Annotated in this window: 10 protein-coding genes; all 10 read right to left on the bottom strand. The window is 64.3% G+C overall.

What is annotated here, in order from left to right:
* Nucleotides 1–5: 5 nt before the first annotated feature.
* Nucleotides 6–611, bottom strand: a complete 606-nt coding sequence (locus V3C40_RS25550) for a PEP-CTERM sorting domain-containing protein (protein ID WP_413774600.1) — start codon at nt 609–611, stop codon at nt 6–8.
* Between the two features lie 340 nt (nt 612–951).
* Nucleotides 952–1,497, bottom strand: a complete 546-nt coding sequence (locus tag V3C40_RS25545) for a TIGR00730 family Rossman fold protein (RefSeq protein ID WP_034759494.1) — start codon at nt 1,495–1,497, stop codon at nt 952–954.
* Between the two features lie 11 nt (nt 1,498–1,508).
* Complete coding sequence (locus V3C40_RS25540) at nt 1,509–2,282, bottom strand: hypothetical protein (protein ID WP_034758773.1); 774 nt, start codon at nt 2,280–2,282, stop codon at nt 1,509–1,511.
* 41 nt (nt 2,283–2,323) lie between these two features.
* A complete protein-coding gene (locus V3C40_RS25535) occupies nt 2,324–2,995 on the bottom strand; it encodes a TetR/AcrR family transcriptional regulator (protein WP_034758777.1) in 672 nt (223 codons plus the stop codon).
* A gap of 138 nt (nt 2,996–3,133) precedes the next feature.
* Nucleotides 3,134–3,715, bottom strand: a complete 582-nt coding sequence (locus V3C40_RS25530) for a phasin family protein (protein ID WP_331778850.1) — start codon at nt 3,713–3,715, stop codon at nt 3,134–3,136.
* Between the two features lie 152 nt (nt 3,716–3,867).
* Nucleotides 3,868–7,506 (bottom strand): EAL domain-containing protein, encoded by a 3,639-nt coding sequence (locus tag V3C40_RS25525; protein WP_331778849.1) that lies wholly within the window; start codon nt 7,504–7,506, stop codon nt 3,868–3,870.
* Nucleotides 7,507–7,814: 308 nt separating this feature from the next.
* Nucleotides 7,815–8,771 (bottom strand): esterase/lipase family protein, encoded by a 957-nt coding sequence (locus V3C40_RS25520; RefSeq protein WP_331778848.1) that lies wholly within the window; start codon nt 8,769–8,771, stop codon nt 7,815–7,817.
* Nucleotides 8,768–10,414, bottom strand: a complete 1,647-nt coding sequence (locus tag V3C40_RS25515) for a GMC family oxidoreductase (RefSeq protein WP_331778847.1) — start codon at nt 10,412–10,414, stop codon at nt 8,768–8,770. The genes V3C40_RS25520 and V3C40_RS25515 overlap by 4 nt, the downstream gene beginning before the upstream one ends.
* Nucleotides 10,415–10,421: 7 nt before the next feature.
* Nucleotides 10,422–10,949 (bottom strand): hypothetical protein, encoded by a 528-nt coding sequence (locus tag V3C40_RS25510; protein ID WP_319993307.1) that lies wholly within the window; start codon nt 10,947–10,949, stop codon nt 10,422–10,424.
* A gap of 71 nt (nt 10,950–11,020) precedes the next feature.
* Nucleotides 11,021–12,214 (bottom strand): MFS transporter, encoded by a 1,194-nt coding sequence (locus V3C40_RS25505; RefSeq protein ID WP_331778846.1) that lies wholly within the window; start codon nt 12,212–12,214, stop codon nt 11,021–11,023.
* Between the last annotated feature and the right edge of the window lie 55 nt (nt 12,215–12,269).

Genomic DNA, 12,269 nt, shown 5'->3' with positions numbered 1-12,269 from the left:
CAAGCTCAGGCGGCGTTTTTGCGGCGAAGCATGAAGCCCATCAGGCCCAGACCGCCCAGCAGCATGCCGTAGGTGGCCGGTTCCGGCACGGCGCTGACAGTGGCGGCGATATTGTCTACCTGGAAGGTGTGCAAGGCGCCTTCCTTCCACGTTGCCGACAGCAGATTGCTGAAACCTGTAAACGTGTAATCGGCAAAGGTGTGGCCGCCACCGAGGGTGAAGGTCTGGCTCACCGTGCCGCCGCCCACTTGGTGGCCGACGAACGTCACGTCAAAGGAACCGGGCAAGCTCACGAAGTCGGCCAGGCTGATCGAGCTCAGCGAGAAAGCGGCGCCATCGGCACGGCTCAGGGTGGTCGTCGACAGTGGGGTCGCGCCGAGACCGGCCGAGCCGGCATAGGCGAAGCTATCCTGGTGCGCCGAGCTCAGCAGGCCGAGGAAGCTGCTGTCGAAGTTGTAGCCGCCTTCGGAGTAGGAATTGAACACGGAACCGAAGTAGCCCGGTTGTTCCAGCGAATCAAAGCCGATGGTGGTGGTTTGTGCGTGGGCGCCGCCAGCAGTAGCGAGAACGGCGGCGACAGCGGTCGCTCGCAAGAGGGTCATTGGTTTCAAAATAGCATCCTTTCGAGATGATGAAGTAGCGTGGTTGTGGCAACTTGAAACGGCTCGGCACCTTTTTTGGGGAGTCTGTACAGCGCTCGTCGGTGTCCGATATTCCTAACTTTTGAATCCTGACAGTAGACCACAGCCATGATTAAAAATCATCTTCATTTTCAAAAAAACATGCTTCTAGAGCAATTTTATAGCCATATTTTTATTAATTAAGTCATTCAGCCCGATCAATTTTCCCGTGCAGAAATAAAAAAGCCATGCAGTGCGCACCGCATGGCTCTTTCAAGCGACATCAAAAATAGTTGATCGGCGGCGCCCGCACGGCCAGGCGAACATGGCGTTACGGCACGCACTCCTTCAGGCGCTGCACCAGCGCTGCCGGATCGGCGTCGGCATTGAGGAAGGCCGCGTGCTGCGGGCGGATAAAACCCTGTTCCTTGCCATTTTGCACGAAAGCGATCAAGCCATCGTAGAAACGGTCGACATTGAGCAGGCCGATGGGCTTGGCGTGCAAGCCCAGCTGGGCCCACGTCAACATCTCGAACAGTTCTTCCAGGGTGCCATAGCCGCCGGGCATGGCGATGAAGGCGTCGGACAGGCTGGCCATCATCGCCTTGCGCTCATGCATGTCCTTCACGATGAACTGGCGCGTCAAGCCCATGTGGCCCACTTCGCGTTCGACCAGCTGGGTGGGAATCACGCCCGTTACCTCGCCGCCCAGGCGCAGCACTTCATCGGCGATCACGCCCATCAGGCCCACCTTGCCGCCGCCATACACGAGCGAAATATTTTCCGCCACCAGCACGCGCGCCAGTTCGCGCGCCGCCACGGCATAGTCCGGCGAGACGCCCGCGTTGGCGCCACAGTACACACATAAAGCCTTGATCACAGTAATCCCTACCCTTTCAATTCATCGATGGCCGCCTCGACTTCGAGGCGTTCCTTGGCGTCCAGCGCCACGCACTCGGCCGCCTTTTCATACAGGGCCAGCGCTTCCGCCAGCTTTTTCTTTCCGTCGAGCATATTCAACGCACGCGCATATTCACTGTGCGCCAGCGCCGAATACGGCGTCAGGGCCAGCGCCGTCTTGAAGTGCTGGTAGCCGTCTTCCTTGTTGGCGCCGTAGGTCAGGCTGCCTATCATGGCGCCGACCTTGTCGATAATTTCCGTATGATAAATCCCAAACGCGATATGCGCTTCCGCATGCATGGGCGCTACCGTCATCGTGCGGTCCAGGCTGTTGCGCACGCGCGCGCCCATGCCTTGCGCCAGAGCCTTGACGACGGACGTGCCCAGCGCGTAGCGGCCCAGGCTGTAGGCATGCCAGTAGTAGCCGGCCGGATTGTCCGGCTGCTCGCTCTGCTGGCGCTCGCAGCGCTCGGCCACTTCCTCGTACATGTCGAGTTTCTGGCTGTCGTTTCCTTCCAGGTGCGTGGCATAGATGCAGGTGGCCTTGTGCGCCACCGCATAGCCGGGCACGCCGACTGCCAGGCCCAGCTTCACGGCGCGCTCGAAGTCGCCCGCGTGGAAGGCCAGCCAGGCTTGCAGCAGCGCAGGGTGCGTGGGAAACGGTTCCACATCGCCCGCATGCAGGCGCGGCCAGGCCGCTTCCAGGGTTTGCGGCGTGTAGACATATGCTTCGTCCGGATAGGGGAATTGTTTCCAAGCCATCTCTCTCTCCTGTAATTGACGACGTGGCGCCAGCAGCAGCGTCAGTCGTTCTTGAGTTTGGTCACATACTCTTCCGACAGTTTGCGAAACAGCAAATGCGTTTCATTGCGCAGATACGGCCCGATCAGGGATAGCACCTGGTAGCAGCCGCGCGCCAGCGCATCGGACATCGATTGCTGCTCGCTGTACTTGCGCGGGTTGCGCACGTACTCGTACGACAGCCAGTAGGTGGCGACGACGACCATATTCGTCGCCATGGCAGCGACTTCCATGTCCGACGCTTCGAGCGACTGTTCGCTGCGCAAGTCTTCGCACAGCTGGGTGGCCACCTTGATCTTGTGCGCCAGGATCAGTTTGAAATGCAGTTCCAGCTTGCGGTTGCGCGACAGCAAATCGTTGAGGTCGCGATAGAAAAAGCGGTAGCGCCAGATCAGTTCGAACATCAGGTGCAGGTACAGCCAGACGTCCTCGATATTCGAGCGGCGCCCGTCGGGCACGGTCAGGATGCGTTCGATTTCCGCCTCGAACTGGACGAAGATCGAGTTGACGATGTCGTCCTTGTTACGGAAGTGGTAATACAGGTTTCCCGGCGAAATGTTCATCTCTTCCGCAATCACGGTCGTCGTGATATTCGGCTCACCAAACTCATTGAACAGGCGCAGCGACAACTCCAGGATGCGTTCGCGGGTACGGCGTGGTGCTTTTTGTAGCATGGCGGGCAATCTCTCTGTGTTCTGCCTCAAGCATACCACCTAAGATAGTCGTAATGAAACACTGCGCCCGCTGGCACCGGCGAAAACCGCAGGCAAAAAAAAGCCTGCGCGAGCAGGCTGGAGGAATGCGGCGCCAGCTCAGGCGGCCGGCGCTTTTTTCTTCGCCGCCGGCCTCGCGGCGGGTTTGCTCACCGCTTTGCTCGCGGGCTTGACCGGCGCCTTGGCGGCAGCCGCTTTCGGTGCAGCTTTTGGTACGGCTTTCGATGCGGCTTTTGGCGCCGCCTTCACGGCAGGCTTGGCCGCAGCCCTGGGCTTGGGCGCCGGCGCGGCCTTGGCCGACAGCGCCGCCACCTGCCGGCTCAAGGCATCGATCTGCGCGTGCAGCGCGGCGATGTCCTGTTGCGTGGGCACGCCGATCGTGGCCAGCGCGCGCGCCACGCGCTCTTCGAACACTTGCTCAAGCTTGTCCCACGAGCCGCTGGCCTGCTTGCCCACGCCATCGGCCAGTTTGCCGACGCTGCCGCTGACGTCGGCCACCTTGTCTTCGGCCCGTTTCTGGAATTCCGTGCCTTCCTTCACCAGCCGGGAAAACACGCGTCCGCCCTCTTCCTGCGCCTTGGCGAATGCGCCGAGGCCCGCTTGCCAGATCTGCTGCGCGGACGAGCGCACGGCACTCGTCAATTCCGTATCTTCCGTCAGCGCCTTCAATTTCTTCACCATCGCCAGCTCCCGTCATGTGAAAGGCCATGCCACTTCATGGATGCGTTTTATTCTAGAGAGCAAAACTAGAGACGGGAGTCTAATTCGATGGAAAGCTGCTGCGCAAGGTGCGCCAGCGCACGCGGCGGCCAATTACCCGCTGCGGAAAATCCTCAGGCCGCCGCTTTCACCTGGCCATGCAGCAGCTTGTGCAGCCGAAACCCTTCGCGGATATTCTCGCGCAGCACGGCGCCTTTCCACGGCTTGGTATAGAAGCGGTCGACGGCGCCGCGGTTGATGGCTGCCATGATGGGCGTCAGGTCGGCAAAGGCCGATAGCATGATGCGGAAGGTGTCGGGGCACAGGTGCTTGACCCGCTCCATGAATTCGGTGCCGCTCATGAGCGGCATGCACTGGTCGCACAGGATCACCTGCACCTTGTGGCGCGCCAGGATGTCGAAGCCCTCGGCGGCCGTCTGCGCCGTCAGAATGCGGTAGCCGTCCTGCGCCAGGAAGTCGCTGAGCACGTCGAGCATGAAGACATCGTCGTCGACGATCAGCAAGGTTTGCTGCTCTTCGCTGCCCGCATCCTGCGGCGCCTGCAGCAGCTTGCCGCCCATCAGCATCTGCTCGAATTCTTCCTGCGGCACGGGGCGGCTGAAATAATAACCCTGCATCTCGTCGCAGCCGTGGCGACGCAGATAGGCCAGCTGCGCATCGTTTTCCACGCCTTCGGCGATCACTTCCAGCTTCATGCTGTGCGCCATGCTGATGATGGCCAGCACGATGGCCGCGTCGTCCGGATTGCTCGTCACTTCGCGCACGAAGGCGATGTCGATCTTCAGCTTGTCGATGGGGAAGCGCTTCAGGTAGGCCAGGCTGGAATAGCCGGTGCCGAAATCGTCGATGGAAATCTGGATGCCCAGCGCCTTCAGGTTGCGCAGCACGGCGATGGTTTCCTCGGCATTCGACATCAGCGAGCTTTCCGTCAGCTCCAGCTCCAGCAGGTCGGGCGCGATATCGTGCTTGCGGATCGCCTTGAGCACCTCTTCTTCCAGGCCGCCGACGAAGAACTGGATGCCCGACACGTTCACCGACAGGTGTACGGGGCCGATGCTGCTGGCGCCCCACTCGCTGATCTTCTTGCAGGCCTCGTCGAGCACCCAGTTACCGACGCGCACGATGAGACCCGTTTCTTCCAGCAGGGGGATGAACAGGGCCGGCGAAACCATGCCGTGGCCAGGACGGCGCCAGCGTATCAGCGCTTCGGCGCCGCTGATGCGCCCCGAGATGATATTCACCTTGGGCTGGAAGAACAGCACGAATTCCTCGTTGTCGATGGCGCGCCGCAGGGCATTTTCCATGTCCAGCCGCGCCATCGATTGCGCGTTCATTTCCGCCGTGAAGAAGCGGAAGGCGTCGCGCCCCGCTTCCTTGGCGCGGTACATGGCCGTGTCGGCATATTGAATCAGGGTGTCCGCATCGGCAGCATCCTCGGGGAAGACGGAAATGCCGATGCTGACCGTCACCGTCACCTCGTGGCCCTGCAAGTCGAAAGGCTTGCGCATCGCCTCGCGGATCTTGTCGACCACGCCAACAGCATGCTGGGCGCCTTCGGGCAGCAGCAGGATGGTGGCAAATTCATCGCCGCCAAAGCGGCCAATGGTGTCGCGCACGCGCAGGCAATCGACGAGGCGGCTGGAAAACTGGCGCAGCAGGTCGTCGCCGATCGTGTGGCCCAGGGTATCGTTGATATTCTTGAAGCGGTCGACATCCATGAACAGCACGGCCACGGCCCACTGGTGCTCGGCCGCCTGGGCCAGCGAATGGGTCAGTGAAGCGTAGAACTGGCTGCGGTTCGGCAAACCCGTCAAGGTGTCGAAATGAGCCAGTTTCATCAAGCGCTGCTCGGCGTCCTTGCGCTCCGTGATGTCGCGCGCCACGGCCACCAGGATCCAGCTCTGCCCCGAACGCAAGGTGCGCCGCTGCACTTCCACCGACAGCGGCGAACCGTCCTTGCGCTGCAGCTGCAATTCCGTCATCGGGCCGCCCTGGTCGCCAGCCAGCAGCTTGTTGTACAGCTCTTCCAGCTGGGATTCGCCCTCGTGCGCACGGCCCGGGCCCACGCGCAGGAAATCCTCGCGCTCGAAACCGAGCATGCGGCACGCCGTCTGGTTGACGTCGACGAAGCACATGCCGGCGCGGTCGACGAGGAAAATCGCATCGGCCGTGGCGTCCATCGCCAGGCGGAAGCGGCGCAAATCTTCGTCGAGGCGGATGCGCGCCGCCATGTCCAGGGTCAGCTGCTCGTGGTGGCGCTTGATCTCGTCGTACAGCAGCAGGTTGTCGTAGGCGACGGCGATCTGCGCCGCCACCGTGGCGGCGACCCGTTCGTCGACTTCGGAAAATTCATTCGCCCCCAGCTTGTCGACCAGGTACAGCCAGCCGTGGCTGCGCTCGCGCGAGGCGATGGCCACGCCGAGGAAGGAGTGGACGGGCGGATGCGTGTCGGGCAGGCCCAGCGCGCCGGGATCGCCCTTCAAGCCATTGACGCGGTAAGGCTGGCGCTGTTCCAGCAAGCGGTTCAAAATGCCCGTGCGCGGCGTGCTGGCGATGCGATCTAGGTTTTTCTCGGCGCCGCACGAGGAAAAATAGCTGAGCTTTTCGGCGCCCTCTTCCAGTACGCCGATGCAGGCGTACTTGGAGACGCAGATATTCTGCGCCACCTTGCAGCCCGCCTCGATCAGGGCGCGCGGATCGCGTTCGGCACCCAGCTCGATGCCCAGTTCGATCAGGGCCGTCAGGCGCAGGCTCACCGCCTGCAGGCTCGACAGCGAGCGCGACAAGCGCTCCGTCATGATGCCCAGGTCTTCGGGGAGCGCGGCTTGGCCCTCGCGCTGGCTGGCCAGCTGCGAAATCTGCTGGCTGCTCGATTCGAGTTCGTCGAGGTAGCCGCTGACCTGGTGCTCGATGCCGGCCAGCTGGCCCGTGGCGGGAAGCGCCGCCCCGCCGCCCGCGCCAGGCGTCGCCGGCACTTGGGGCGCCGCCGGCATCAGTCCCAGCGCCTCGTTGACGGTGCGTACGATGACTTCGGGATCGGACGGCTTGGGCAGCACCCAGCGCACGCCGCACGCCTGCGCCAGCAGGATCGCTTCCTGCTCGCGGTAGGTGGCCGTATAAAAGATGATGGGCACGTCGGCCAGCGCGGGATCGGCATGCACGCGCGTGACGAATTCGTAGCCGTCCATGTTCGGCATGAGGATGTCGGAGATGATCAGGTTGGGCCGCTCGGTGCGCAGTATTTCCAGCGCGTCGGCGCCGTTGGCCGCCTCCAGCAGGCGGTGGCCGCCGTAGCCGAGAAGTGCGGTCAGGAACTCGCGGTTCAGCACATGATCATCGACGATCAGGATGGTGGCTATGTCGTTTTTAACTGGCGTCGACGGCGCCCCGGGTAAAAAAGACTCCAGCTCCGCGACGAACAGGTCGGGTTCGATCGGTTTGCCGATGTAGCCATTGAAGCCCGCTTCGAGCAGGCGCTCGCGGTCGCCCACCATGGCCAGCGCCGTCACGGCCAGCGCCGGGATCTTGCGCAGCTGCGGGTCTTTCTTCAGTTCCGCCACCACGCCATAGCCATCGAGCTTGGGCAAGTGCACGTCGCAAATGATCAAGTCCGGCAACTCGCTGCGCGCCATGCGCACGCCCTCTTCGCCGTCATAGGCGGCCAGCGGCGTGTACCCGAAGGCACGCAGCAAGTACACCATCAATTCCATATTGGTGGCGTTATCTTCGATAATCAGGATACGTGCGGACAATTAGCGCCCCCAATAAAAACGGCATGGACTCATTTTTCCGCATGCGCGGGCTACATAACAATCGTATAACATCTTGCCATACATTCAGGGAAATTTCTGGCCCACGTACGCCTGCAGAACGGCTCAAGCGGCCTCATGAACAAATTTTTCCCGCTTATCTTCTGACGTTAGCTTAACTTATCTTCTGACGTTAGCTTAATACAGTACGCCAGTGGAAAACAGCATTTTCTGCCTCGTGCGTTGTTAAACATGGGCAACAGCAGAGTCAAAAGAGACAGTCTTGCCATGCAGACAAAACACAACAGGACTCAGGCGAAATGGGGAGCGGAGGGAGGCTGGGCGACTTCGCTCTTGATAGTGATTTCTGCCAGCAGCTGGCGCAGCACGCGCGCATCGCTGGCCAGCGCCACGTGGCCGATGCCGCCGAAAGCGATATTGCGCGCGCCCGGCAGCTGCGCGGACGCTTGCGGCGCGACGATATTGTCGTGATGCGAATAGATCGACGTGATCAGGGCGCGCGTCTCGGGCGTCTCGCTGGCGGCCAGCTGCGCCAGCCAGCCGCTGGGCGTGCCATCGACGCGGCTCATCTGGCGCGCATTGGCGCCCGCCGCCAGGTTGGCCAGCGCCGTGCCGTGGTGCGGCGTGCCGATCGTGACGATGCGCGCCACGCGGGCCGCGCCGTAATGGCGCAGCCAGGCGCGCGCCACCAGGCCGCCCATGCTGTGGGCGACGAGAATCACGCGGTCGCTGCCCGTGCGGGCACATAGCTCGGTGATGGCTTGTTCCACCAGCGGCACGAACTCCTCGATATCGGCGTTGATCGGTTCCAGGTCGATCGCCTTGTGCACGATACCGGCCCGTGCCAGCTGCAGGCTCAGCTTGGTCCAGTAGCCACCGTTGCACACATAGCCGTGCACCAGCAGCACCGGCAGGCCTTGGCCGGGGATGGTGCCGGCCGCATGCAGGCGCGGACGCAGCATGCCCCATGACGACGTCCACAGGGTGGCACGCAGTTCGCCCAAAAACAGGCGCGCCGCGCCCATGGTGCCCAGCTGGTATTCAGGCGGCACGGGGCTGCCCAGGCGCCGGCTCTCCCAGAAATTGCGCACGACGATCAGCGCGCGCACGGCCAGCAGCATGGCCAGCGCCAGCAGCACGGCCAGCAGCGGCGAAGCGACGCCCCACGCCTGCATGGCCAGGTACGCCAAGCCCAGCACGGCCAGCACTTGCAGCAGCATCAGCCACTTGAGGATGCGCGCGATCATGCGGCGCCTGTTGCGGCGGCAGGCATGGGAACGGGCGCCGGTTTGCCCGTCAGCGCTTGCGCCAGGCCGCTGGCCAGGCGCGCTGCCAGCGCGTAGATCGTCAATTGCGGATTGGCGCCGATCGACGTGGGGAACAGCGAACCGTCGTGCACGGACAGGTTGCGCACGCCGTGATAGCGGCCGTCGGCGCCCGTCACGCCCAAACGCGCATCGTCCGACATGGCGCAGCCGCCCATCACGTGGGCCGACACCATGCGCGCCAGCAGCGCCTTCATCGGCAACTCGCCGATGGCCTGCTTTGCCTGCGCCCAGCTCGTGTAGTGGATGGCCAGCTCATGCACGGGATAGACGCTCCTGGCGCCGGCCGCGAACTGGATTTCCGCCATCGACAGCAGCGCGCGCCGCACGCCGTCCCAGAGAAAAGGCGTGAGCGGATAGTCGAGCACGGGCGCGCCGAAACTGTCGATGGAGACGCTGCCGCCCGCCGCATCATGGTGAAAGCCGTCGCGCAGCAGCGCCAGCAAGGCGTGCGCATGGGGAAATTCGCGCATGGTGCGCGCATGCTCGTCGCCGAAGCCGCCCATGGTGGTGGCCATCAGCAGCGGGTGCAAGGGCGGCGCTTCGAGCTTGTAGCCGATGGGGCCATCGATGGGCGCCGTATGCAGGAAATGGTCGGAATAAATCGTCTGTGGCGCGCCCGCATAGGCGTCGACCCTCTGCTTGAACAGGCCCGCCGACACCACCGTCGGATGCAAGAAGGTGCGCCGGCCCAGCAAGCCGTGCGGGTCGGGCACCTGCGAGCGCAGCAGCAGCGCGGGCGAGTTGATGGCGCCGCCGGCCAGCACAAAGTGTTTCGCGCGCAGCGTCAGGCGCACGCCCGTCGGCACTTGCCCGGCGGCGTCCAGCGCGGTGACTTGCAGGCTGTCGATGCGCTCGCCCTTGAAAATAAAACGTTCGGCGCGCGCATGCACGAGCAGGCCTGCGCCCAGCGCCAGCGCCGACGGGATCGTCGTCACCAGCATCGACTGCTTGGCGTTGGTCGGGCAGCCCATGCCGCAGTAGCCGAGGTTCCAACAGCCGTTCACGTTGCGCCGGATGGCGGCCGTGGGAATGCCCAGCGCCGTGGCGCCACGCCGCAGCAGATCGTTGTTTTCATTGGGCGGTGCGGCCCAGTCGCTCACGTGCAGGCGCTTTTCCATCATGGCGAACCACGGCGCCATGGCGTCGACGCCATAGCCGGACAAGCCAAAGTGCTTGCGCCAGTATTCGAGCGTGCCTGGCGGCGTGCGGAAGCTCGAGGTCCAGTTGACGGTGGTCGAACCGCCGACCGTGCGTCCCTGCAGGATATTGATCGCCTTGTCGCGCGTCTTGCGCGCGGCCGATTCCTGGTACAGCGCGGGATAGGCCTGCGCTTCGCGCATCTTGAAGTCTTGCGAGGACTTCAAGCCGCCCTCTTCGACGATCAAGACCTTCAAGCCGGCCAGCGCGAGGATTTCCGCCGTCACGCCGCCGCCGGCGCCGCTGCCGATGACGACGACGTCCGCTTCCAGGGTGCGGTCGGCGGCCAGGGTGCTGGCGTCGGTGACGTTCCAGCCGGCGGCCAGGCCGGCGGCAATCGGGTCGGGTATGGGGGATGTGCTCATGGATGCCTTATGCGCTCAGTTCGGGCAGCGGTCCCGGATAGCCGATGGCGGCCCAGTGGGCGGCATCGGCATACCAGGCGCCGAGGATCAGATCGTGCAGGGCCAGGTAAGCCGTCTGCAGTGTCGCCAGGCGGTGCGTGCGCCACGCCTGCAGAAAGGCGGCCACCTGGGCCGGGTCGGCGTCAAGCCAGCCTTTCTCAACGCCGGCGACGAAGCGCCGCGCGGGCGCCAGCGCCAGCAGCCCAAACAGATCCTGCACTTCCTGTTGCGCCGCCAGCGGCAAGCCGCGGATGGCCGTGTCCACGCCGGCGATGGCGCCATCGAGCGCCGTGGCCCGCGCGGTCGCGTCCCGAGTCAGTGCGCTGCCCAGCATCGCCGGCACGATGGCCGCCAGCGCCGCGCGCGCTTCGCCGTCGAGGACGAAGCGGCCCGGTGGCGCCGGTCCGCGCACCAGGCGGTAGGCGGCGCCGCCGGCGGCCAGCACACCGGCGCCGAGCACGCCCAGTTTCAGAAACGATCTGCGTCGCATCCCCATGTCTCCCTTGTTTTGTACGGCCTTTTGCAGGCCAGTGTACGCCAAAGGCAGCGGGCATTTAAACGCAAAAACTAGAGCGACCCGTCTAGTTTGCGCGACGGGAACCATAGCAGCAGCATGGCCAGCAGCGCCGCCAGCGCGCCGCCGATGGCGATGCTGGGTAAGCCAAAGGCGACGATCAGCGCGCCGCCCAGCGCGCCACCGGCCGCCGTGCCCGCATTGAAGGCGGCGATATTCAGGCCCGCCGCCACGGCGTCGCTGCCAGGGCAATGCTGCTGCGCCAGGCGCAGCAGCCGCATGGTCGACAGGGTCACGAGGGCGAAGAACAGCAAGCCCAGGGTGCCGCACAGGGCCAGCATGGCCACGGGCTGGGCGCGCAGCATATAAAACGCCAGCAAATTGAGCGCCAGCGCGGCCAGTGCCAGCACGGTGGCGCGCAGCGCGTGGGGCCTATCCGCGCACCAGCCGCCCAGCAGGTTGCCGCCGATGGCGCACGCGCCAAAGCACAGCATGGCGGCGCCCAGCCAGCCCGCATCGAGTCCGCCCAGCTGCAGCAGGAACGGCGAGATATACGTGAAAAAACTGAAGGTGGCCACGCTGACCAGCGCCGCCACGCCGGCCGCCAGCAGCAGGGGCGGCTGCAAGATGGCGCGCAGGCTGGCCAGCGCCGAGACGGCAGCGGTTTCCTGGCGCACGGCCGGCATGGCGAAGCGCAAGCCGGCGCCGCCGCACAGGGCCAGCACGCCGATGGCCGCAAATACCCAGCGCCACGACGAGACGGCGCCTAGCCATGTCCCCAGCGGCACGCCGCCCGCCAGCGCCAGGGTCAGGCCCAGCCAGACGATGGATAGCGCCCGTCCCGCGCGCGACGGGTCGACCAGGCTGGTGGCCGCATGCGAGGCGACGGCCATGAACACGCCATGCGCAAGTCCCACGGCAAAGCGCACACCGAGCAGCGCGCCCAGCGCCGGCGCGGCCGCCATGGCCATGCTGCCGGCCGCCAGCACGAGCATCGTGGCCACCAGCACCTGGCGCGTGGGCCGGCGCGCCAGCATGGCCGTCAGGATCGGTGCGCCGATGGCCGCCCCCAGCGCATACGCGGCAATGGCGCCGCCTGCCGCCGCCACGCTGGCGTGCAAGTCGCGCGCCATCGGCGTCAACAGGCCGGCGGCGATGAATTCAGATAAACCAAAGGCGAAGCTGCACAATGACAGCAAATAAATAGAGGGTGGCAGCGCGCGGCTGCGCGATGAAACGATGGACATGGCGGCTCCAGTACAGGCAAAACGCCATGCTGGCCCCTGGACCATCATCTGTAAA

The organism is Janthinobacterium sp. LS2A (assembly GCF_036543145.1).
Lineage (GTDB): Bacteria > Pseudomonadota > Gammaproteobacteria > Burkholderiales > Burkholderiaceae_D > Janthinobacterium > Janthinobacterium aestuarii.
Note: the sequence above shows the minus strand (reverse complement) of the source record. Positions and strands in the feature narration are given on the sequence as shown.